Raw genomic sequence first — 23,093 nt, forward strand, 5'->3', positions numbered from 1 at the left:
TCGGGGCCCAGACCGACTCGTCTCCAGACGACGGACTGGAGGCGCGTCTCGCGTCCGTCAGGAGCGGCATCGCCGACGCGGCGCGGGTCGCGGGGCGCAGCCCCGACGAGCTGACGCTCATCGTCGTGACGAAGTACCACCCGGCGTCGCTCGTCCGCGAGCTCGCCGCGCTCGGCGTCACCGACGTGGGGGAGAACCGCCACCAGGAGGGGCAGGCGAAGGCCGCCGAGCTCGCCGACCTGCCGCTCACGTGGCACTTCGTCGGGCAGCTGCAGTCGAAGAAGGCGCGGCAGGTTCGTCGGTACGCGCACGTCGTGCAGTCGCTGGACCGGGATTCGGTGGTGGACGCCTTCGCCCCGACGGACGCCGAGCCGAAGCCGCCCGTGATCGACGGTTTCGTGCAGGTCAACCTCACGGACGACCCCGAGCGCGGAGGCGTCCGTCCCGATGCCGTCGAGGCCATGGTCGACCGCGTGCTCGGCACCGGGACGATCCGGCTGCGGGGCGTGATGGCGGTCGCGCCGCTCGACGAGGAGCCCCGGGCGGCGTTCGCCCGGCTGCGCGGGATCTCGGAGCGCGTGGTCTCCCTCGCGCCCGGTGCGACGGACATCAGCGCCGGCATGAGCGGCGACTACGCGGAAGCGATCGCCGAGGGCGCGACACACCTCCGGATCGGGACCGCAATCACGGGGAAACGCCCGGACGCACCGTAGCCTCGACAGCAGGGCAACCACGAGCACGAACCCGGGAGGAACCATGGCTGGTCCGCTGAAGAAGACGATGGTCTACCTCGGCCTCGCCGACGAGGAACTCGAGTACGAGGACGAGCCGCAGGCCGCCCCGGCGCGTGCCCAGGCCGCCCCGGCCGCGACTCCCGCTCCGGCTGCTCAGGAAGCCCCGGCGGCGGCTGCACCCGCACCGACCCCGGCCCCCGAGCCCAAGGCGCACACCCCGCAGCGCGGTGCCCAGGTCACCCCGCTCCGCCGCTCGCACACGACCGCACAGAAGGCGACCCCGGTCCAGGAAATGAACGAGATCCTCACCGTCCACCCCCGTGAGTACAAGGACGCGCAGTCCATCGCCGAGAGCTTCCGCGACGGCATCCCCGTGATCATCAACCTCACGCAGATGACCGAGGCGGACGCGCGGCGCATGATCGACTTCGCCTCGGGGCTGTCGCTCGGCCTGTACGGCAAGATCGAGCGCGTCACCAACAAGGTCTTCCTGCTCTCCCCGGCCCACGTCGCAGTGAGCGGTGAGGCGCCTGAGGTAGAGTCCGACATCGAGGCGAACTTCTTCGCCCAGTCCTGAGCCGGACCCGGCGCGTGCTCACCGCCTGCGCCGTACCGGCCGGCCCACCCGCCCGTGACCGACAGTCCGTGAGCAGCCAGCGCGGCTGACGGTCACCCGAGACGAGCGAGCCCCACCGTGACCGCGATCCTCCTGGTCCTGTACTACGCACTCCTGCTCTACATCATCGTGCTCTGGGGTCGGTTCGCCCTGGACCTCGTGCAGACCTTCAACCGGCAGTGGCGTCCGCGGGGCGGGCTGCTCGTCGTGGCGGACGTGGTCTACACGATCACCGACCCGCCCATCCGGTTCGTGCGCCGGCTCCTCCCGCCCATGCGGATGGGGCCCGTGGCGCTCGACTTCGGCTGGACGATCGTGCTGCTCGTCGCGATCATCGTCCGGTTCATCGTCGGACTGCTCATCACGGCCTCGGCCTGATCGACAGCCCCGACACGCGCCACGCCAGGCGCGGTGACGACTCCCCACCCCCGTCGGTGTACGGTGGTCGGGATCGATGCTCGCCCCGGCGCGGCATCCGCACCACACGGTACGACTGGTAGATTCGGTCGCACCGGTAGTGGTTCCACACGTTCAGCAGTTCTATTGAGGTGACGGCAATGGCTTTGACGCCGGAAGACGTAGTCAACAAGCGGTTCCAGCCGACGAAGTTCCGCGAGGGCTACGACCAGGACGAGGTCGATGACTTCCTCGACGAGGTCGTGGTCGAGCTCCGCCGCCTGACCGCGGAGAACGACGAGCTCCGTCAGCGCCTGCAGGCCGCCGAGTCGGCGCCGAAGCCGGCCGCGACCGAGCAGGCCGCGGAGCAGCCCGCCCCGACCCCCGAGCCCGAGCCGGCCCCCGTCGCCGCCGCTCCGGAGCCCGCGCCGGTCGCCGCTGCCGCACCCGCCGCTGCCACGGTCTCCCCGGACGAGGACACCGAGGGCACCACGAACCTCCTCACGCTCGCTCGTCGTCTGCACGAAGAGCACGTCCGCGAGGGCATCGAGAAGCGTGACGCGCTCATCGCCGAGGGCACCGCGCAGGCCGCTCGCCTCGTCTCCGACGCCGAGGCCAAGCAGCGCCAGATCATCGCCGACACCGAGAACACCAACCGTCAGCGTGTGGCGGTGCTCGAGCAGGAGCAGCGCCAGCTCGAGGGCAAGATCGACGAGCTCCGCACGTTCGAGCGCGACTACCGCGCTCAGCTGAAGAGCTACATCCAGGGGCAGCTCAACGAGCTCGACACCTCTGGCGGCACCGAGCAGTCCGGGTTCGCCCCGGCCTCTGCCTCGGGCGTCGGCAACTGACGTTGTCACGACCAGCACCACGAGCGAAGGTCAGTGTCCGCGCGATCGCGGCACTGGCCTTCGCCGCTGTCGTCGTGGTGGCACTCGACCAGGTCGTCAAGGCGATCGTCGTCGCGAACCTGCCGTACGGCCGGCCCGTGGCGGTGCTCGGGAACGCCCTGCAGTTCTTCTACGTCCGGAACCCCGGGGCCGCGTTCTCCTTCGCGGTGAACATGACGTGGGTGTTCTCGATCGTCTCGGCGGCCGTCGTCGTCGCGATCATCGTGTTCGCCCGACGGATCCGGTCGATGTGGTGGGCGATCGTCCTCGGCATGCTGCTCGGTGGCGCGCTCGGGAACCTGCTCGACCGGCTCTTCCGTGAGCCCGGCTTCGGCCGCGGGCACGTGGTGGACTTCATCTCGACGCCGTGGATGATGCCCGCGATCTACAACATCGCCGACTCGTTCATCTGCGTCAGCATGATCATCTTCGTGCTGCTCGTCATCCTCGGGGTGAACCTCGACGGCACACGCGCGGTCAGCGAGAAGCAGCGTCGCGAGCAGGACGCCGCGGTCGCGACCAGCGAGGCGGAGGCGAGCACTGCCTCCCGGCCGCTCGTCGAGGACCCGCGTGCGCCGCGCGACGGCCGCGACCAGCTCGGCCACGACGCGACGTGAGGTCCCGCACGTGACCGAGTCCCGTTCGCTCCCCGTCCCCGACGGACTCGCCGGTGAGCGCGTCGACGCCGCCATCGCCAAGCTGCTCGGCTTCAGCCGGTCGTTCGCGGCCGACGTCGTCGCCGCCGGCGGCGTGTCCGTCGACGGCGTCACCGTGGACAAGTCCGATCGATTGCACGCCGACTCGTGGCTGCAGGTCGAGTGGACGCCGAAGGAAGCCCCGCGGATCGTCCCGGTCGAGGTGCCCGGCATGACGATCGTGCACGACGACGAGGACATCGTCGTCGTGGACAAGCCCGTCGGCGTCGCCGCGCACCCGTCTCCCGGGTGGGACGGCCCGACCGTCCCCGGGGGCCTCGCCGCCGCGGGCTTCACGATCGCGACCTCCGGGGCCGCCGAGCGGGCAGGCATCGTGCACCGGCTCGACGTCGGCACGTCGGGGCTGATGGTCGTCGCCAAGACCGAGCTCGCGTACACGCACCTGAAGCGGGCGTTCAAGGAGCGCACGGTCGACAAGGTCTACCACGCGCTCGCGCAGGGCCACCCGGACCCGACCTCCGGCACGATCGACGCCCCGATCGGCCGGCACCCGTCGAGCGACTGGAAGTTCGCGGTGACGGCGGACGGCAAGCCGAGCGTCACGCACTACGAGACCCTCGAGGCCTTCCGGTCGGCGACCCTGCTCGAGGTGCACCTCGAAACCGGGCGGACGCACCAGATCCGCGTGCACATGGCGGCGACGCGGCACCCGCTCGTGGGCGACACGATGTACGGGGCCGACCCGGTGCTCGCCGAGGAGCTCGGGCTGACCCGGCAGTGGCTCGACGCCGTGCGGCTCGGGTTCGAGCACCCGCGCACCGGGTCGTGGGTGGAGTTCGAGGCCTCGTACCCGGACGACCTGCAGCAGGCGCTCGACCGCATCCGCGCGGCGTAGGGGCGCCGGGGGCGCTCGGCGTCGTGCCGAGGTTCCGGGATCGCGGCATCTCGCGCCGCGTACGGCCGATCCGTGGAACCTCAGCACCACGGGGGCGGTGAGTCGTGGAACCTCGGTGGGCCCCCGGCGGGACCGCTCGGCGTCGCGCCAGTGCTGCGCCACGCGACCACGGCCTGGAGGCGCGGTGCCCGGCCGCCACGCGCCTCCCGTCCGTCAACGGGGCGCCCTGCCGGCGTGCGCCGCGCCGGCTGGTGGGCGACGGGCCGGCTGGTGGGCGACGCGCCCGACCACGTTCGCCGGGGTCGCAGGATGTGTCGCTCTCGACTGTCCGAGGCGACACTCCGCGCGACCTCGGCGGCACGCACGCGGCGTGTCGTGCGACCTCGGCGATGTGCAGTCGCGCGCGTCGCCGTGCACGCACGCACCGCCACGCCGACGCGCCGTGGATGTGGGTGGTCGCGGTTAGGCTGTTCCCACACCGCAGCAGCTCCCGCGAACCGGAGGTTCCGTGTCGGATTCCGACTCCTTCGTCCACCTGCACGTGCACAGCGAGTACTCGATGCTCGACGGTGCCGCGCGTCTCGGCGACCTCGTGGCCGAGACGGCCGCGCAGGGCATGCCCGCCGTCGCCGTCACCGACCACGGCAACATGTTCGGCGCGTTCGAGTTCTGGAAGGCCGCCAAGGCCGGCGGCGTGAAGCCGATCATCGGGACCGAGGCGTACATCACGCCCCGCACGCACCGCTCCGACAAGACCCGCGTTCGCTGGGGCGACGGTGGCGGCGACGACGTGTCCGGTGCGGGTTCGTACACGCACATGACGATGTTCGCCGAGAACACGACGGGCATGCACAACCTGTTCCGTCTGTCGTCGAAGGCTTCGCTCGAGGGGTACTACTTCAAGCCCCGCATGGACATCGAGCTCCTGCAGGAGTACCACGAGGGCATCATCGCGACGACGGGCTGCCCCTCGGGGGAGATCCAGACGCGCCTGCGCCTCGGACAGTACGACGAGGCCGTCAAGGCAGCGGCGGACTACCGCGACATCTTCGGCAAGGAGAACTACTTCGCCGAGGTCATGGACCACGGGCTCGAGATCGAGCGGCGGATCATGAGCGACCTGATCCGCCTCGCGAAGGACCTCGGGATCCCGCTGGTCGGCACGAACGACCTCCACTACACGCACGCCCACGACGCGAAGTCGCACGCGGCGCTCCTCTGCGTGCAGTCCGGCGCGACGCTGAACGACCCCAACCGGTTCAAGTTCGACGCCGACGAGTTCTACCTGAAGACCCCGCAGCAGATGCGGCACCTCTTCCGCGACACTCCCGAGGCCTGCGACAACACGCTGCTCATCGCCGAGCGGTGCAACGTCGAGTTCGACACCGCCGCGAACTACATGCCGAAGTTCCCGGTGCCCGAAGGCGAGACCGAGCACTCCTGGTTCGAGAAGGAGGTCCGCAAGGGCCTCGAGTACCGCTACCCCGACGGCATCACGCCCGAGGTGCAGGAGCGCGCCGACTACGAGGTCGGCATCATCAACCAGATGGGCTTCCCGGGGTACTTCCTCGTGGTCGCCGACTTCATCAACTGGTCGAAGAACAACGGCATCCGCGTCGGCCCCGGCCGTGGATCCGGCGCCGGTTCGATGGTGGCGTACGCGATGCGCATCACCGACCTCGACCCGATCCGGCACGGCCTGATCTTCGAGCGCTTCCTCAACCCCGACCGCGTCTCGATGCCCGACTTCGACGTCGACTTCGACGACCGGCGCCGCGGTGAGGCGATCAAGTACGTCACCGAGAAGTACGGCTCCGAGCGCGTCGCGCAGATCGTCACCTACGGCACGATCAAGGCGAAGCAGGCGCTCAAGGATTCGTCGCGCGTCCTCGGCTTCCCGTTCGGCATGGGCGAGAAGCTCACGAAGGCGATGCCGCCGCCCGTGATGGGCAAGGACATCCCGCTCACCGGGATCTTCGACAAGGACCACCCGCGCTACAAGGAAGCCGTCGACGTCCGCACCGTCGTCGAGACCGACCCGGAGGCGAAGACCGTCTTCGACACCGCGCTCGGGCTCGAGGGGCTGAAGCGCCAGTGGGGCGTGCACGCGGCCGGCGTCATCATGTCGAGCGACCCGCTGATCGACATCATCCCGATCATGAAGCGGGAGCAGGACGGCCAGATCGTCACGCAGTTCGACTACCCGGCAGCGGAGTCGCTCGGCCTGATCAAGATGGACTTCCTGGGGCTCCGCAACCTCACGATCATCAGTGACGCGCTCGACAACATCCGCACGAACCGGGGGATCGAGCTCGACCTCGAGACCATGGGCCTCGAGGACGACGACGCCTACAAGCTCCTGCAGCGCGGCGACACCCTCGGCGTGTTCCAGCTCGACGGCGGCCCGATGCGCGGCCTGCTCCGACTGATGAAGCCGGACAACTTCGAGGACATCTCCGCGCTCATCGCCCTGTACCGTCCGGGGCCGATGGGTGCGAACTCGCACACGAACTACGCGCTCCGCAAGAGCGGCGAGCAGGCGATCACGCCGATCCACCCCGAGCTCGCCGAGCCCCTGGCCGACATCCTGGACCAGACCTACGGTCTGATCATCTACCAGGAGCAGGTCATGGCGATCGCGCAGAAGGTCGCCGGCTTCTCGCTCGGACAGGCGGACATCCTCCGTCGCGCGATGGGCAAGAAGAAGAAGTCCGAGCTGGACAAGCAGTTCGCCGGCTTCGAGCAGGGCATGAAGGACAACGGGTACTCCGACGCGGCGATCAAGACGCTGTGGGACATCCTGCTGCCGTTCTCCGACTACGCGTTCAACAAAGCGCACTCGGCGGCCTACGGCGTGGTCTCGTTCTGGACGGCGTACCTCAAGGCGCACTACCCGGCCGAGTACATGGCGGCGCTCCTCACGAGCGTCGGGGACGCCCGCGACAAGCTCGCGCTGTACCTCAACGAGTGCCGGCGCATGGGCATCAAGGTCATGCCGCCGGACGTCAACGAGTCGATCGGCTTCTTCGCGGCCGTCGGCGACGACATCCGCTTCGGCATGGGCGCCATCCGCAACGTCGGCTTCAACGTGGTCGACGACATCGTGAAGGCCCGCACCGAGAAGGGCGCGTTCGAGTCGTTCCACGACTTCCTCCGCAAGATCCCGATCTCCTCGGCGAACAAGCGCACGGTCGAGTCCCTCATCAAGGCCGGTGCGTTCGACGAGTTCGGCAACACCCGGCGCTCCCTGGTCGAGATCCACGAGGGATCCGTCGAGTCCGCGGTGAAGGTCAAGCGCGACGAGGCGAACGGCAACGTCGGGTTCGACTTCGACTCGCTGTTCGCCGAGGTCGCCGAGGAGCAGCCGTCCGCCGCGCCGGTGTCGCAGGTGCCCGACCGACCGGAGTGGTCGAAGCGCGACAAGCTCGCGTTCGAGCGGGACATGCTCGGCCTCTACGTGTCCGACCACCCGCTGGCCGGCCTCGAGATCGAGCTCGCGAAGCACCAGTCGATCACCATCGCCGACCTCATCGCGGCCGACGACTCGGTCGAGGGCGAGACCGTCACGGTCGCGGGCCTCCTGACGAGCGTGCAGCACCGTGTGGCGAAGTCGTCGGGCAACCCGTACGGCATCGTGCAGATCGAGGACTTCGGCGGCGAGATCGGCGTCATGTTCCTCGGCAAGACCTACCAGGAGTTCGGCCCGTCCCTCGTGGCGGACTCCATCGTCGTGCTCCGTGGGCGGGTGAACGTCCGCGACGACGGCAAGGCCCTGCACGCGGTGAGCATGTTCCAGCCGAACGTGGGCGACGTCATGGGTTCCGGCCCGCTGACCCTCAGCCTGCCCGAGCGTCAGGCGACGACCGAGATCGTCACCGAGCTCGCGGCGGTGCTCGGACGGCACAGCGGCGCGACCGAGGTGCGGCTGAAGCTGCTCAAGGACGACGTCGCCCGGACGTTCGAGCTGCCGTTCCCGGTCAACCTGACGCCGGACCTCTTCGGCGAACTGAAGAGCCTGCTCGGTCCGCGCTGCCTGGTGTGACGTGACGCCCGACCGCCCCGACGACGCCGTCCTGCGCGCCTTCGGGGCGGCGGGCGCCCCCGTCCGGCTCCTGGGCGGCCGCGGGCTGACCTGGCGTGCCGGAGCGATCGTGCTCCGACCGGACGACGGCGCAGCCATGACCGACTGGCGCGCGGACGTCCTCGCGACGCTGCCGCACACCCCGGAGTTCCGCACACCCCGCCCGGTCGCGACGGCAAACGGTGCGTGGCGGTCCGGCGGCTGGGAGGCCTGGGAGCACCTCGACGCCCGAGCCGACCCCACGCGCGTCGAGGACGTCCTCGATGCCGGTCGCGCCTTCCACCACGCGATCACGGACCTCGCACGGCCGTCGTTCCTCCATGACTCCGCGTCCGAGCGCTCCGGCAATGCCTGGTCGCGAGCCGACCGTATGGCCTGGGGCGAGCAGCCGCTCCCGGCAGACCCGACACTCGACCGGCTCGCGCACGCGTTCCGCCCCGTCGACCTCCCGTCGCAGCTCGTGCACGGCGACCTGCTCGGCAACGTCCTCTTCGTGCCCGGCGCACCTCCCGCGGTCATCGACTGGCCGCCGTACTGGCGGCCCGCCGCCTTCGGCGAAGCCGTCGCCGTCGTCGACGCCGTGTGCTGGCACGGCGTGCCGACGGCACGCATGCACGCGCTCGGCAGTGGTACGGCCGACTGGCCGCAACTGCTCGTCCGCGCCCTCGCGTTCCGCATCGCGACGCTGCACCTGCTCGGCGCGTGGGACGCGGCCGCTGCGGCGCACCACCGTCCGGTGGTCGGCGCACTCACGTGACGGCGCCGACGTGATGGCCCGACGTGACGGCGCCGACGTGCCGGCGCCGGCAGGGCGGGGCCAGCGCGGGCCGGGTCCGTCAGCGGCCACGTGACCAACAATCGGACTGGAGGCGCGGTGCGGTCCCGCCACGGGCCTCCCCGTCCGGTGATCGGGCGCGTGGTGCTCGTCGGACTCAGACGCCTCGACCGGTGATCGCGCGCAGACGTGCGGTGAGGCGGGGGTTCCGAGCGCCGAACGCGAGTGCTGCGAGCCGACGGACTGAAACGCTCGCTGGGTGGACCATGAGTCCGGTCGCCTCAGCGATGTCGGCGACCGCGGTCCACCGGGCGCGAAGTCGCCCCGCGACGATCGGCTCGGAAGCTGCCGCCGCAACGACGCTCACCAGATCTTCCGGACCGGTCCACGCAACCGCTCGGTCCTCGAACCGACGAATGATCCGGTCGAGCGCGGTCGACCGATGATGCGCGACCGCCATCGACCAGCGGGCGAGCGGAGCGATCGCGTCGACGAGGACCCATCGCGGCGCACTCGCGTTGAGCGCTGTCAGGGACGCGAATGAGGTCACGGGCCCCATGGCGATCGCGACGTCGTAGACCTGACGGGGGCGGACGCCGCTGACGATGCGCGCGTCCGGGAAAGCCGCCCGTGCTGCGCGCAACTGCTGTCTGCCGACGACCACGGTCAGCACCATGCTCTCCGGAATAGCGGCGAGGAAGGCCTGCACACGCAGCACCATCGCTGCGTCGACGACCGTGGGGAGGTGCAGGGACGCACGCACCACGCCGTCGTTCGGCGCGAAGGTGTCGGCGAAGGCGTCGACCGCGTCACGGTACCGGCTCTGGAAGAGCGCGAGAGCGCCGCTGTAGAAGGGGTACCGCTCGAGCAGGATGCGCTCGTGCGCGAGCCGCAAGGAAGGGCCACGGTCGCCGCTGAAACTCGTCGATCCGGTGTGGATCACCATCGCTCGGTTCGCGAAGACCGACTGGAAGCCGTGCGCGTTGATGCGGAGGCAGTAGTCGTTCTCCTCGCCGTAGCCCGGCGAGAAGACGTCGTCGAACAGCCCGAAGCGTTCGATGAGCGACCGCCGAGTCAGGAAGCAGAACCCCATCGCGACGGGAGCGGCCGTCAAACGCGGGAGCAGGTCGCGGACGGTCGCGTGCACGGTGACCGCGCGCTCCGCAGTGAACCGCGCGGACGGGTTCCTCTTGGCGAAGGGGATCGACGCGATCGTCGCGTTGTCGCTCCGGGCACAGACGACTCCGATGGTGTCGTCGCTCGCGAGGACGGCGGCCATCTCGTCGACGAACCCGGCCGAGGGCAGAGTGTCGCTGTTCAGCAGCAGGACGTCGTTGCCGGTCGTGTCGACCTCGAGGACCGCACGGTTGCAGTTCCCGACGAAGCCGAGGTTCCGGTCGTTCCGTACGTACTCGAATCCGTCGTGGTCCGCGATCAGTTCGAGGACCCGGTGCTCGATGGTGTCCGCGTTCGGACCGACGTCGTTGGCGAGCAGCACCCGGTCGACGTCGAAGTCCACTGTCTCGCGGAGCGCCACGATGCAGCGTTCGAGGCCGGGGAGGTCGTCGTAGATCGGGACGATGATCGTGACCGGGCGGCGTGGCGTGCTCGTCGTCATCGGCGTGCGAGCTTCCGCAGGAGCACGCGGGGGAGCGCGAGTGCCCGACCGACCGTACCGGTTCGCGTCCGGAGGCGGTTCAGCAGGAGACCGACTGCTGCACGAGCGCTGGTGTCACCGAGCGAGGCGTAGGCGGCCGGGAGGGAGAACCAGTACTCAGCGATCGCAGGGAGCTGATAACCGCTCCCCGATCGCGCAACCGCCTGGAGGCGTCGGATCGCCGCGTCGTTCGTGTGCTCCCCGGCCATGAGCGCGTCCAACCGGCCCGGGGCGGCGGCACCGTGACGCTCGACCAGCGATCGGTCGCGAGCGTAGCGCTCGACGGCACCGGCGAGTGTCGAGATGTCATCGATGTCGAACAGCGTGCCGGTGATGCCTTCCTCGACGAGCTCGGCACTCCCTCCGGTGGCGGACGCGATCACCGCCCGACCGAGTGCCATGTACTCGGCGGTGGTCCGCCCGAACGCTTCGAGCGTCGACGGGGTGACACAGACGTCGGCAGCGAGGACGTACGGAGCAGGGTTGCGTTGCTCACCGGCGAACACGATCTGGTCGCGGACGCCGAGCCGCTCAGCGAGGTCGAGCAGGTGCTGGTCGTAACCCGGGTGCTTCCACGAACCGACGAAGCAGACCGCGACCCGCAGTCCTCGATCCTTCAGGACCCCGACAGCTTCGATGACCCGGTGCTGGCCCTTGCCCTCCTCGACCCGGCCGACGACGGTGAGCCGGAGATCGGGCGCGTCGCTAGGGAAAGGTGCCACTTCCGGGACATCGTCCCTTCCGGCGAGCAAGCTCGTGATGTCGACGACCGGGTACGCGACGCTGATCTTCTCCGACGGCATGTACTGCGCCAGGTGGGTCCTCATCGCCTCGGAGTTCGTGATCACGGCACCGGACATCAGGCCGATGTCGTGGAACGTCGACGCTCGGCCCGACTGGAAGTGGAGGCCATGGTCGAGGTCGCCGTACTCCCGGACGATCCAGGCCTGGGGGATGCCGAGCGCAGCAGCTGCGAACGAGGCCCACGGCGCGACGAGTGTGTTCGTCACCACGAGGTCCGGCCGGTTCTTGCGGAAGAGCTCGATCATCGCCCGGGTCGACGCATAGTCCACCGTTGCGAACGCCGCGCGCTCGGCAGCCGGAGCCGGCTGCGGGCTCGGCAGCGCCCAGCCGCGGAAGCGGTAGGCCTTGAACGGCCAGCCGCGATCCTTCAGCTCCTTGATGAACGTCCCTTCTGGCGCCTTGGTGACGAAGACGGGTTGCAGCTCCGGGTCGATGCGCTGCCAGTCGTCCACGAAGCGGAGGAGGGACCGCTCCGCCCCTCCGAGGTTCACCGGCGCCGAACTGTGGTTCGCGAAGATAACTCGCACCTGAGAAGCCTAGACGACTTCGTCCAGTGGACATACATGCAACGCCCTCGTCGGCCCGTTCAATGCCGAGGCTGCCTCGGAGTCATGACAGAATGGAGCATCCCGATCAGCCGCGGCGCCGTTTCCGCGCCCCTGGAGAGAACCGAATGACCTACCTCACAGAGCTCGCATCATCGCGCGAGCTCCTCGCCAACCTGATCGCGCGGGAGGTGAAGGGGAAGTACCGGCGGACGCTCTTCGGGCAGTTGTGGTCGCTCATCAACCCGCTCGCGCTGATGCTGATCTACACGCTTGTGTACTCGTTCATCTTCAAGGCGCGCACCGAGGTCGGCGACCCCTCCGGCCTCTCGATCTACCCGCTCTGGCTGATGTGCGGGCTCCTGCCGTGGACGTTCTTCACCGCCGTGGTGAACGGAGGCATGTCCTCGATCGTGTCGAACGGATCGCTCGTCAAGAAGGTCTACTTCCCGCGGATCGTGTTGCCCGTGTCCGCCACGGGGTCGGTGGGGTTCACCTGGCTGCTCGAGATGGGTGTCCTCGCGGTGGCGCTCGTCATCTTCGGGGCGCAGATCTGGCTCTGGATCCCTCTGACCATCGTGCTGATGGTCCTGCTCGCGATGTTCGCGGTCGGACTCGCGATGATCTTCGCGATCATCAACGTCCACTTTCGCGACATGCAGCACCTCGTCGGGATCCTGCTCCGGCTCTGGATGTACCTGACCCCGATCATCTACCCGATCAGCCTCGTGGAGAACGCGGTGTCTCCGCGGACGGCCTGGCTCGTCGACCTGTACCACGTGAACCCCATGGAACACTTCGCCGTGGCGTTCCGGAACCTGCTCTACGACAACAGACTGCCCGCGACGAGCGACCTCCTGTGGTGTGTCGGCGCCGCGTTCGGCATGCTGGCGCTCGGGTTCTGGATCTTCGCGAAGAACGAGAAAAAGTTGGCTGAACTCCTGTGAACGACGTCGCAGTCTCCGTCGAGAACGTGTCCAAGCGATTCCGGCTCTACCACGAGCGCAACAGCTCCCTGAAGTCCGCCGTGATGCGCGGCAAGAAGAGCGTGCACGAAGACTTCTGGGCGCTGCGCGACGTGTCGTTCGAGGTGCCGCACGGCTCGACGTTCGGACTCATCGGCAAGAACGGGTCCGGCAAGTCGACACTCCTGAAGTGCCTCGCGAAGATCCTCTGGCCCGAGCAGGGGCACATCACCGCCAACGGAAAGCAAGCATCGCTCCTCGAGGTCGGATCGGGCTTCCACCCCGAGCTGTCGGGCCGCGAGAACATCTTCCTGAACGGCTCGATCCTGGGTATGAGCCGTAAGGAGGTGACGCGGAAGTTCGACGACATCGTCTCGTTCTCCGGAGTCGGCCACTTCATCGACCAGCCGGTGAAGAACTACTCGTCGGGCATGTACGTCCGTTTGGGCTTCTCGGTGGCGATCAGTGTCAGTCCTGACATCCTCGTCGTGGACGAGGTCCTGGCGGTCGGCGACGCAACGTTCCGGAAGCGGTGCCAGCGGAAGTTCCGCGAGATGCAGCAGGAGGGGCGGACGATCATCCTGGTCTCGCACTCCATGGGGATGGTCGAGTCGATGTGCGACCAGGTCGCATGGCTCGACGACGGCGAGCTGAAGCAGGTCGGCGACGCGAAGGACGTCATCGCGGCGTACAACCAGACGGTCTGACACGAACGGCGGACGCCTGGTGCCTGAGCACCGGGCATCCGCCGTTCCGTGCACCGGTCAAATCGACTCAGCCGACCTTGCTCCAAGTGCCGCACCCGCTGGTCGAGAACGCGTAGACGTCGCTGGAGATGTCGACCGTCGTCGATCCGCGGCCATCGAGGTAGTCATTCGCGATCACCACGTCGATCGAGCCGGACGCGGACGAAAGCGTCTCCCAGTAGCAGCCGTCCGTGAAGGACGTCCGCCACGAGCCAGGACCGACCTGTTGTCCGACCTTATACACGCCGTCTGCGGGGATCTTGGCCAGCCGCGGACCCGCCGAGGCGATCGGGTACCACGAGCCACAGTCCGAGAACGAGACGTACCGGTCGTCATTGCCGACGCGGATCATGCGCTGCCCGCTCCCGAAGTCGTTCTCGATGACGTCCTCGAAGTCGCCGGAGGCGCCGCTCAGCCGCTCCCAGTAGCAGCCTCTCGTGTTGGACGAGAAGTAGGTGCCCGGCTTGATCTTCGAGCCGACGGCGAAGACCCCGTTCCCGGAGAACGCGGCCGCCGGGCGTCCGATCTTGCCGGTGACGGCGCTGCGCGCGCTTCCGTCTGCGTAGCCCGACTTGGAGACGATCACGCGCGATGCCAACGTCGCACCGTAGTCCGCACTCGACACCGGGTACGTCCGCTTGGTCTGGTCCTTGACGATGGAGCCGTTCCTGAGCCACTGGTAGCGCACGGACAACCCGGAGGTGTTCCAGGTTCCCGAGGTCGTCGTCAGGGTGCCGCCAGCGGTCGCCGAGCCGCTCAACTTCGGTCCGATGGTTGCCTTCGGGGCGGCCCCGGTCGCGACGATGCCGAGGTCCTTCGTGCGGGTCGCCTGCGAGTAGCCGCTCTTGGCTCCGATGATGGTGAGGAAGAGACGGTGCCCTCTGTCCTGTGCGGTGGGGGTGTACGTCGACTTCGTGGCGCCGCTGATCGTCGAACCGTCGCGCAGCCAGCGGTAGCCCTTCGCCGTCGGCATTGGCTTCCACGTCGGGAAGATCGCGGTGATCTTCGATCCCACCTGTACTGCACCGGAGATCCGCGGCGCTTGGGTGGTGAACGTGCTCGCGGCATCGGCTGGGCCGGCTGTGGCGAGCAGGAGGCCCGCTGCGCTCACCAGCGCCGCGAGCGGAACGAGCATGCGCCGGCTGCGAGCAGTGGCGCGTTGAGGGTGATCCATGAGGGTCCGTTCTCGTGGACCGCTTCGGGTGGCGGTCCTGGAACGCCAGCTTAGAAGAGCGAACCTCAGTATGAGAAGCCCCTCACAGCCGGATGCGGATCACCGCACACGCCGCAGGAACTGAACCGTCCGCCAGGCACGAGACTCCTCGATCGTCGTGATGCGGTCCTGGAGCGCATCGCGTTCTTGTGTCAACGCTCGGAGACGTGCCTCGACAGCTCGGAGCCGATCCTCCGTCACGATCATCGAGTCGAGGCGCTCCTGGAGCTGTTCGGCCTTCCGGCGTGCACGGCCGGCAGCGCGGCGCTGCGCTCCGGCGACGTCGCGAGCCTCAGCGAGCTCGTTCGACACCTCCTCCACCCGAGCCTCGGCTCGTCGCGCTCGTCCGTGTGCTCGCTCGATCTCACCGTTGATCCGTTCGAGGTCACGTCGGTGGTCGTGCTCCAACGTCGCCACACGACTGGTCGCGTCCTTGAGTTGCTCGAGCGGAGCGAGGAGGAGCTGCCTGATCGATGCACGGTCAGACCTGCCCAGTTGAGGGGAGAGGCGTGGCCACTCGTGGAAGTCGGACGCGCGGTTGTCGCCGACGAGGACGTTCCTCCTGACGTCGCAAGCGGCCAACACGAAGGGCAACGACAGCTGGTCGCGGCGCGAGTACCGGAGGACGTGCTCCCACCATCGCCGCATCGCGACGTCGACGGTCTCGACCGTTCGTCGCGCCAGGAGCCCGGTCCAGATCGGGGCAGAAGCGAGCATCTCGTCGCCTCCGATCGGCGACCGGGCGTAGTGGAACAGCTGTTCATGGACACGCGCCGTGTCGTCGAGGCCGGCTTCCGCGACCGCTACGAACTCATCGAGGAGTGTGTCGTGGAAGCTGTGCGCGAACGCTGCGAGGTCGGCGTCCCGCAGGAGACCGGGGACGAAGTCCTCGGGCGGCGCTACGAGCGTCACGCGGTTGTCGATCCACAGGGAGAGTGCGGTGTCGAAGCCGCCGTCCGGGCCGAGGATCTTCAGTCGACGTGCGCTGCGTACTTGATCCGGAGCCCACACCGGATCCACGCGGACGACCTCCCAGTCATCGGACTCGAGATCAGGATCGTCCGTGAAGCAGACCCACCGTGCTTTCGACAAGCGCGCGAGCGGCTGCGGCTGCAGGATCTCGTGACGGCCGATGAGCGCGGTGTAGACCGTGACGTCTTCCATGGTCCTCCTCGTCAGCGCCTGCGCCCGGAACGCAGCGCAGCCGCCCGGGAGATCCGCTGCGCCAAACGGTAGGAACGACTGGCCTTCACATCAGCGAGTTCTTGCACGGCCTTCGCCCGTTCTGCTTCTGCCCGCACGTCACGAACCGGCTTCTCGGCCGTTGTCGAGAGGGCCAGATCGTGCCGGGTCTCGAGCAGCGCTGCCTGGCGGCGGAACGCTTCACCGAGGAAGTCGGGAACGGTGCCGTCGATCGCATCGGCGTCCGGTACCACCTGGTCCGCCACACGCCGCAGCGCATCGGCACGTCGTGCCCGAACCGCGTCGTAGTCCGGGCCGCTCCCGGTGCTGACGTCGTCGACCAGTACGAGCTGCACGCCCCTGGCGTCCGCCTGACGGAAGCGGTCCGCCGACAGCGCGGACGAGAGCGGCATGACGATGCGCGTCACAAGGTCGTCGGCATTGGGCTCGCCCGAGTCGTCGACGACCTCGAGGTCCCACTCCTGGTGCACCGGCTTGACGGCCCGCGTGAGCGTTGCGGCGGTGCCGGCCGGAACACCACGGAGGTCGAGGGCGACTCGCGGCTTCTGCGCCGTCGGGACGACCGCATCCGCGAAGTGGTCGACACGCCGCTGGCCGTCGAGGACAAAGCCCCGCACGAGCTCCGCCCAGTTCGGGTACCGCGCCTCGAGCACCTTCTGGTGAGCCGCCCGGAGCGCGTTGCGCGACCGGCTGGCGAAGCTCGCCGAACCGGCGTGGAACACCAGCGCACGGTTTGCCATGAGCGACCGGTAGCCCTCTGCTCCGATCCGCATGCAGAAGTCGTTCTCTTCCCCGTAGCCGGGGGCGAAGACGTCGTCGAAGAGTCCGAACCGCTCGATGAGCGATCGGCGGATGAGGAGACAGAATCCCATCGCGGTCGGCGCCACGTACCACTGGGGGAGATGCTCACGGAGGGCCGCATGCACCGTTGCGGTGCGCTCGAACGTCCTCGGAGCGCCCCGGTTGGTCTGTCGGTACGGCAGGCTCGCAACCGTGGCGTTGTTGCTCCGTGCCGTCACTGCGCCGTGTCGCTCGTCCGCGTCGAGCACGGCGAGCATCTCCTCGATGAACCCGGCGGTCGGCAGGGCGTCGCTGTTGAGCAGGATGACGTCGGCATCGGACCGGTCGAGTTCGCCGACCGCCCGGTTGCACGTGCCGACGAATCCCAGATTCTCGGCGTTCCGCTCGTACCGGAAGTGCTCGAGCTCGGCGATCTTCTCGACGACCGCGCGCTCGATCGCGTCGACGTCCGGCCCGCAGTCGTTCACGATGAGGACGCGATCACGGTCGGCTTCGACGGTCTCGGCGAGTGCTCCGAGGCAGTCGAGGACGGACGGGAGGTCGCCGTACACGGGTACGACCACGAGGACCCCGCGTCGGGCCGTCATCGGGCGGCCTCCGCCAGCGCGATGACGAGGTTGTCGATCGCAGTGTCGATCGGACCGCCCAGTCGACCCGCCGGGATGTCCTCGAAGGGAGCAGGTCCGCTCGCCGCGGCCTCGCGCACCGCCTGGGCGATGGCCAGTCCGAGCGCCCGCGGTTCGGCGTTCGCCGGCACGATCCGAGGGTGCATCCCGCCGCGCGTGCCGTAGAACTCGTTGGTGACGACGCGAGCTCCTGAGATCGCGCCGTCGAGCGGCGGATGGCTCGGGTGCGGGCTGTACTGCAGGGAAAGCACGACGTTCGCGCCGGAGACGAAGTCGAAGTACTCGTCCCACGGAAGCGTCCCCAAGCTGGTCAAGCTGCGGTCGTTCCCCAGGCCGACGGTCTTGTGCTTCTCACCGGCGGACACGAACTCGACCTGGACGGAGGGGTCGAGTTCGGCCGCAGCGACCTTGAGTGCGGCGACACCGAGTCGGAAGAGGTTGCGGTGCTTGCTGGGGCGTCCGTAGAAGAACACCCGTGTGGCCTCCGACCGATCCCGGCGGGCCGCGACGGACCGGAGGAGATCGAGGTCGAGGTGCGGTGCGAAGACGCGGTCGTCCGGGACGTGCACCCCTTCCTCCCGGGCGAGGAAATCACGGAGGGGGCTCGAGTTCACGATGAAGGTGAAGCCTGCATGGTACGTGGAACGCGCGATCGCGAACTCCGTCGACCACGGGCTGAAGCCGGGTTCGTAGTCCTGCACGAGGTAGGTCACGTTCTCGCGGCGGATCTTGCCGGCCGTCGCCGCGACGTCGACCGCGTGGGCGGTCTTCCAGTGCGTCGCGAGCCAGACGTCGTCCGACCCGAAGGTCGCGCCGACGAGGTCCTCACGCGCGAGTACCTGCGGAGCCTCCTCGTCCGGGAAGCGCGAACGGACGACCTCGGCGGCGGCGGCGGCGCTGTTCCCGGACGAGGTCCAGCCCACCATGACGATGCGCATCGGCAGCCCGAGGCGCCGGGCGAGCGCGAAGCCCACGGTGACCGCGGTCTGGATGCCGGCGAAGGCGCCGCCGGCCCGGATCTCACCGATGACGACGTTGACCGACCGGCTGTCATCGAGCGTGATCGGGCTCAGGGCGAGGCTCGTCTCGACCAGTTCGTGGTACGGCCGTGCGGCAGCGGGCACGGCGTCGAGCTCAGCACGCGCGTGCTGGCGACGGGCGCTCGGTCCAGCGACGGGCCCGGGCCGCGGCACTCGGCCGAGGACCGATGCACGGAACTCGCTGTTGCGGAGGTACCGCGCGTTCAAACGCGCGATGTCGCGTAGCACTCGGGGGACGTCGGACGGTCGCACGGAAGGGCTCCTCGGGCTGTGCGGGCGCAATCATCACACGAAGTCGTCGCGCGCGGTCGGATCGGGGCTGTCGTCGTCCCACTGGTTTGAGGGGGACTCGGGTCAGGACGAGCCTAACGGTCGTGCGAGCGGCCTCGCCGCATCCACCCGGAAAGGCTGTCAGTCACCTGGGTGGCGAGCTTCACGGAGCGACGATCGAGGGACGCACGGAGCCGGGCGATCTCGCGGTCTTTCCTCCTGATCGTCGCTCGAAGGTCCGGCGCCGCTGTGTCGATGGGTGCCGCCGTCCTCTGCAGCTCCTGGCGCGCGGCGATGAACGCGGCGGCCTCACGACCTGCGATCAGGACTGCGTTCTCACGGTGGACGGTCCCTTCGTGCAGGATCATTCCGGTCTCCAACGGAGCATTCGTCGGGAGCCGGACGAGGTCTCCGGATCGTTCCACGAGCACGTACGTCGGCCAGACCTTCGTAAGCTCGCTCACCTGTTGGACGCTCATGTGCAGGATCTCGAGCATGATGACGACGAGGTCGGCCTCGTTCATGAGTCGGTGCATGCCGCCGATGACGTCGAGCTCTGCGCCCTCGACGTCGATCTTGACCGCGAGTGACGTCGGCGTGCGCGCCACCTCGCTGTCGAGCGTCGTCGACCGGACCGTGACCGACGATGCGGTCCCGTCGGTCACGACGCGGCTCTTCCCGGACCACGAGGTGTTCGGTGCGAAGTTCACCGAGGTGTCGGGGACGCGCCCGACCGCGACGGGGCGGAGTCGCACGTCAGCCGCCAGAGCGCCGAGCGTGCGTCGGAGCGCCGGGAGGAGTCGCTCGTTCGGCTCGTACGCCAGAACCGTCTGAGCCTTCGACAGGTCGATGCTCGCGAGCATCTCGCCGTAGTTCGCGCCGACATCGACGATGCAGTCGAACTGGGCGAGTTCGACGGCCGCTCGCCACAACCGTGTTGAGGAGGGGTTGACGTCTCCGCGGGCCCGCGCAAGGGCTTCACCGCGTCGATCCGATGAGTCGTACCAGATACGGGTCCCGTCGGTGGTGATGACGTCCCGCAACGTTGAATCGTCCATGATCCCCTCCACGATCGGGAGGATAGCGTGACAGTGGTGCTCGGTAGGCTTGGCGACCTGATGATGCAGCGAATCGACCTCCGCGGCGGCCTGCCCGCCCGTGCCGAACTCCTCCGACTCATGCCCCGCGCCGCCGGCGACGTCTCGCACGCCGTCGACGCCGCTCGCGAGCTCGTCGACGCGGTCCGGGAGCACGGTGCGACGGCGCTCCGCGAGCAGGCCGAGCGGTTCGACGGGGGAGCGCCGTCGCACGTCCGCGTCCCCGCTGCCGAGATCGCCGCCGCGGTCGCCGGGCTCACCCCCGAGCTCCGCGCAGCCCTCGACGAGGCGATCCGCCGTGTCCGTGCCGCGAGTGCCGCGCAGGTGCCCGCCGGCTCGGTGACGACCCTCGCCGACGGCGCCGAGGTCCACCAGCGCTGGCAGCCGATGCGCCGCGTCGGCCTCTACGTCCCCGGCGGCAAGGCCGTGTACCCGTCGAGCGTCGTCATGAACGTCGTCCCGGCACAGGTCGCCCGCGTCGGCTCGATCGCGCTCGTGTCCCCGCCGCAGCGCGACCACGGTGGGCACGTGCACCCGACGATCCTTGCGGCGGCCGGACTCCTCGGTGTCGACGAGGTCTACGCGATGGGCGGTGCCGGGGCGATCGGCGCGCTGGCGTACGGCGTGCCGGAGATCGACCTCGAGCCCGTCGACCTCGTGACCGGTCCGGGCAACAACTACGTCGCGGCGGCGAAGCGGATCGTCCGCGGCACCGTCGGCATCGACTCCGAGGCCGGCGCGACCGAGATCCTCGTGATCGCCGACGACACGGCCGACGCCGGCTACGTCGCGGCCGACCTCGTCAGCCAGGCCGAGCACGACGAGCAGGCGGGCGCCGTCCTCGTGACCACCTCGGCGACGTTCGCCGACGCGGTGGAGGCGGCGATCCCGGAACGCACGGCGCGCGTCGGGACCGCCACGCGCCTCCAGGCCGCACTGGACGGACCGCAGTCGGCGGTCGTCCTCGTGGACTCGCTCGCGGACGCCGCGACCGTGAGCAACGCGTACGGGCCGGAGCACCTCGAGATCCAGACCGCCGCCGACGACGCGGTGCTCGCCGACATCGACGCTGCCGGGGCGGTCTTCGTCGGGCCGAGCACGCCGGTCAGCCTCGGCGACTACCTGGCCGGGTCGAACCACGTCCTGCCGACCGGTGGGCAGGCCCGCTTCGGTTCGGGGCTCTCCGCGTCGACGTTCCTCCGGCCGCAGCAGGTCATCCGGTACTCGCCGGAGGCCCTCGCCGAGGTCGCGCCGCACATCGTGGCGCTCGCGACGGAGGAGCAGCTGCCGGCGCACGGGGCCGCCGTGACGGAGCGCACGAGCCGGTAGCCTGGGTCCGACATGTTCTGCCCCTTCTGCCGCCACCCGGACTCCCGCGTCGTCGACTCCCGCACGAGTGACGACGGCACCTCCATCCGTCGCCGTCGCCAGTGCCCGAACTGCGGGCGCCGCTTCTCGACCACCGAGACCGCATCGCTCAACGTGGTGAAGCGCAACGGCGTGACCGAGCCGTTCAGCCGCGACAAGATCGTCTCCGGTGTGCGGAAGGCGTGCCAGGGCCGCCCCGTGACCGACGGTGATCTCGCGGTCCTGGCGCAGCGGGTGGAGGAGACCGTGCGCTCGTCCGGGTCGAGCCAGATCGACGCCAACGACATCGGGCTCGCGATCCTCGTCCCGCTCCGAGAGCTCGACGAAGTCGCCTACCTCCGCTTCGCGAGCGTGTACCAGGCCTTCGACTCCCTCGAGGACTTCGAGGACGCCATCGGGCAGCTCCGCCTCGACCACCACGCAGCCTCCCGCGCCGAGGGTGCTGACGCGTGAGCGTCGGCGTCGAGCGGGCCATCCGCGGCGGGTACGAGGTCGTCTTCCGCTCGGTGTTCGCGAACATGGACCCGGAACGGGCCCACCACCTCGCGTTCGCCGTGATCCGGGTGATCCCGCACGTGCCGTTCATCGGTCGGCTCGTCGAGCGGTCCTCGCGCCCGTCGGCGGCGGACGGCATCACGACGATGGGGATCCACTTCCCGTCGCGGTTCGGCCTCGCCGCCGGGTTCGACAAGGACGCCAAGGGCATCCGGGGGCTCGGGGTGCTCGGATTCGGGCACGTCGAGGTCGGCACGATCACGGCGAAGCCGCAGCCAGGCAACGAGAAGCCCCGGCTCTTCCGGCTCATCCCGGACCGCGCGCTCGTCAACCGCATGGGGTTCAACAACCACGGCGCTCCCGCGGCGTCGCGCCGGCTCGAACGGGCCCGGCGCAACCCCGGCCGCCCGGTCATCGGCGTCAACATCGGCAAGAGCCGCGTGGTCGACGTCGCGGACGCCATCGACGACTACCTCGAGTCCACCCGGCTCCTGGCGCCGTTCGCCGACTACCTCGCCGTCAACGTGAGCTCGCCGAACACCCCGGGGCTCCGCGGCCTCCAGGAGCTCGACCAGCTGCGGCCGCTCCTGACCGCCGTGCGGGACGCCGCCGGCCGGACGCCCGTGCTCGTGAAGATCGCGCCGGACCTCACGGACGAGCAGATCGACGCCATCGCCGGGCTCGCGGTCGAGCTCGGGCTCGCCGGGGTCATCGCCAACAACACCACGATCGACCGCTCGGGGCTGAAGACACCCGCGGCCGACGTCGAGGCCATGGGCGCCGGGGGACTCTCCGGAGCGCCCCTCGCCGCGCGCTCGCTCGAGGTCCTGCGCCGCGTCCGTGCGGCCGTGCCCGAGGACTTCTGCGTGATCGCGGTCGGCGGGGTCACGAGCGAGCGGGACGTGCAGGACCGGATCGACGCGGGGGCGACGCTCGTGCAGGGCTACACGGCGTTCCTCTACGAGGGGCCGACCTGGGCGGCGCGGATCAACCACCTACGTCGTCGGCGGCTGCGGCGCGCCGCGCGCTGACGCCGCCGGGGTGGGGCGGGGTGGGGTGGTCATGACACCCCGCTCGGTTCCGGCGAGTGGTCGCGGAGTGTCGCTCTCGGCGTGGTCAAGCGACGGTTCGTGACCGTCGGCCGTCTCGGTGACGGGGAGTCGCGACCGTCCGGAGGGCGGCCATGCGGCCATGCGGCCGTGCGGCCGTGCGGCCGCGTC

The 23,093-nt window shown here is 69.3% G+C and carries 20 protein-coding genes; 13 read left to right on the top strand and 7 right to left on the bottom strand.

The features are described 5' to 3' along the window. The first annotated feature begins 35 nt into the window (after positions 1–35). The 8 genes from ACRQ4C_RS07285 to ACRQ4C_RS07320 all read left to right on the top strand — a co-directional run bounded on the left by ACRQ4C_RS07285 (position 36) and on the right by ACRQ4C_RS07320 (position 9,025). Positions 36–713 carry a YggS family pyridoxal phosphate-dependent enzyme gene (locus tag ACRQ4C_RS07285; RefSeq protein ID WP_439690882.1) on the top strand — a complete coding sequence of 226 codons (678 nt, stop codon included), beginning with the start codon at positions 36–38 and terminating at the stop codon, positions 711–713. Between the two features lie 43 nt (positions 714–756). After that, on the top strand, positions 757–1,311 hold the full coding sequence (locus ACRQ4C_RS07290; protein ID WP_290132100.1) for a cell division protein SepF: 555 nt from the start codon (positions 757–759) through the stop codon (positions 1,309–1,311). A gap of 117 nt (positions 1,312–1,428) precedes the next feature. Next, complete coding sequence (locus tag ACRQ4C_RS07295) at positions 1,429–1,728, top strand: YggT family protein (protein ID WP_439690659.1); 300 nt, start codon at positions 1,429–1,431, stop codon at positions 1,726–1,728. A 179-nt stretch (positions 1,729–1,907) separates the two neighbouring features. Further along, the gene (locus ACRQ4C_RS07300) at positions 1,908–2,597 is read left to right on the top strand and encodes a DivIVA domain-containing protein (RefSeq protein WP_290132098.1); all 690 of its coding nucleotides are present in this window, start codon (positions 1,908–1,910) and stop codon (positions 2,595–2,597) included. Positions 2,598–2,599: 2 nt separating this feature from the next. Then, complete coding sequence (gene lspA / locus ACRQ4C_RS07305; protein WP_439690660.1) at positions 2,600–3,253, top strand: signal peptidase II; 654 nt, start codon at positions 2,600–2,602, stop codon at positions 3,251–3,253. A 10-nt stretch (positions 3,254–3,263) separates the two neighbouring features. Next, the gene (locus tag ACRQ4C_RS07310; protein WP_439690661.1) at positions 3,264–4,187 is read left to right on the top strand and encodes an RluA family pseudouridine synthase; all 924 of its coding nucleotides are present in this window, start codon (positions 3,264–3,266) and stop codon (positions 4,185–4,187) included. A gap of 559 nt (positions 4,188–4,746) precedes the next feature. After that, entirely contained in the window at positions 4,747–8,229 is a 3,483-nt protein-coding gene (dnaE, locus tag ACRQ4C_RS07315) for a DNA polymerase III subunit alpha (RefSeq protein WP_439690883.1), read from the top strand. A gap of 1 nt (position 8,230) precedes the next feature. Next, positions 8,231–9,025 (top strand): hypothetical protein, encoded by a 795-nt coding sequence (locus ACRQ4C_RS07320; protein ID WP_439690662.1) that lies wholly within the window; start codon positions 8,231–8,233, stop codon positions 9,023–9,025. A gap of 175 nt (positions 9,026–9,200) precedes the next feature. Here the strand turns inward: ACRQ4C_RS07320 and ACRQ4C_RS07325 are convergent, their stop codons facing one another. Beyond that, positions 9,201–10,661: a glycosyltransferase family 2 protein gene (locus ACRQ4C_RS07325; protein ID WP_439690663.1), complete on the bottom strand. Its 1,461-nt coding sequence runs from the start codon at positions 10,659–10,661 to the stop codon at positions 9,201–9,203. Beyond that, positions 10,658–12,031 (bottom strand): glycosyltransferase family 4 protein, encoded by a 1,374-nt coding sequence (locus ACRQ4C_RS07330; RefSeq protein WP_439690664.1) that lies wholly within the window; start codon positions 12,029–12,031, stop codon positions 10,658–10,660. Before ACRQ4C_RS07330 ends, ACRQ4C_RS07325 begins: the two co-directional genes overlap by 4 nt. A gap of 146 nt (positions 12,032–12,177) precedes the next feature. Here ACRQ4C_RS07330 and ACRQ4C_RS07335 point away from each other — a divergent pair, with 146 nt between their 5' ends. Both ACRQ4C_RS07335 and ACRQ4C_RS07340 read left to right on the top strand, forming a co-directional pair. After that, complete coding sequence (locus ACRQ4C_RS07335) at positions 12,178–12,996, top strand: ABC transporter permease (RefSeq protein WP_439690665.1); 819 nt, start codon at positions 12,178–12,180, stop codon at positions 12,994–12,996. Next, positions 12,993–13,721: an ABC transporter ATP-binding protein gene (locus ACRQ4C_RS07340; RefSeq protein ID WP_439690666.1), complete on the top strand. Its 729-nt coding sequence runs from the start codon at positions 12,993–12,995 to the stop codon at positions 13,719–13,721. Before ACRQ4C_RS07335 ends, ACRQ4C_RS07340 begins: the two co-directional genes overlap by 4 nt. Before the next feature lie 67 nt (positions 13,722–13,788). On the opposite strand, the gene ACRQ4C_RS07345 is transcribed toward ACRQ4C_RS07340, so the two are convergent. The 5 genes from ACRQ4C_RS07345 to ACRQ4C_RS07365 all read right to left on the bottom strand — a co-directional run bounded on the left by ACRQ4C_RS07345 (position 13,789) and on the right by ACRQ4C_RS07365 (position 19,983). Further along, a complete protein-coding gene (locus ACRQ4C_RS07345) occupies positions 13,789–14,895 on the bottom strand; it encodes a hypothetical protein (RefSeq protein ID WP_439690667.1) in 1,107 nt (368 codons plus the stop codon). Positions 14,896–15,033: 138 nt separating this feature from the next. Next, positions 15,034–16,137 (bottom strand): glycosyltransferase domain-containing protein, encoded by a 1,104-nt coding sequence (locus ACRQ4C_RS07350; protein ID WP_439690668.1) that lies wholly within the window; start codon positions 16,135–16,137, stop codon positions 15,034–15,036. A gap of 11 nt (positions 16,138–16,148) precedes the next feature. Next, positions 16,149–17,564: a glycosyltransferase family 2 protein gene (locus ACRQ4C_RS07355; protein ID WP_439690669.1), complete on the bottom strand. Its 1,416-nt coding sequence runs from the start codon at positions 17,562–17,564 to the stop codon at positions 16,149–16,151. Further along, positions 17,561–18,727, bottom strand: a complete 1,167-nt coding sequence (locus ACRQ4C_RS07360) for a rhamnosyltransferase WsaF family glycosyltransferase (protein WP_439690670.1) — start codon at positions 18,725–18,727, stop codon at positions 17,561–17,563. The genes ACRQ4C_RS07355 and ACRQ4C_RS07360 overlap by 4 nt, the downstream gene beginning before the upstream one ends. Positions 18,728–19,008: 281 nt before the next feature. Continuing rightward, a complete protein-coding gene (locus tag ACRQ4C_RS07365; RefSeq protein WP_439690671.1) occupies positions 19,009–19,983 on the bottom strand; it encodes an FkbM family methyltransferase in 975 nt (324 codons plus the stop codon). Between the two features lie 48 nt (positions 19,984–20,031). Between ACRQ4C_RS07365 and hisD the strand changes: the two genes are divergently transcribed. The 3 genes from hisD to ACRQ4C_RS07380 are packed head-to-tail and all read left to right on the top strand — an operon-like array spanning position 20,032 to position 22,904. Beyond that, a complete protein-coding gene (hisD, locus tag ACRQ4C_RS07370) occupies positions 20,032–21,339 on the top strand; it encodes a histidinol dehydrogenase (RefSeq protein ID WP_439690672.1) in 1,308 nt (435 codons plus the stop codon). A 12-nt stretch (positions 21,340–21,351) separates the two neighbouring features. Continuing rightward, positions 21,352–21,831, top strand: coding sequence for a transcriptional regulator NrdR (gene nrdR / locus ACRQ4C_RS07375; protein ID WP_290132081.1), 480 nt, complete (start codon positions 21,352–21,354; stop codon positions 21,829–21,831). Then, the gene (locus tag ACRQ4C_RS07380) at positions 21,828–22,904 is read left to right on the top strand and encodes a quinone-dependent dihydroorotate dehydrogenase (protein ID WP_439690673.1); all 1,077 of its coding nucleotides are present in this window, start codon (positions 21,828–21,830) and stop codon (positions 22,902–22,904) included. Before nrdR ends, ACRQ4C_RS07380 begins: the two co-directional genes overlap by 4 nt. Positions 22,905–23,093: the final 189 nt, after the last annotated feature.

Origin of the sequence: Curtobacterium sp. SP.BCp (assembly GCF_051903255.1) — a bacterium.
In the GTDB taxonomy this organism is placed as follows: domain Bacteria; phylum Actinomycetota; class Actinomycetes; order Actinomycetales; family Microbacteriaceae; genus Curtobacterium.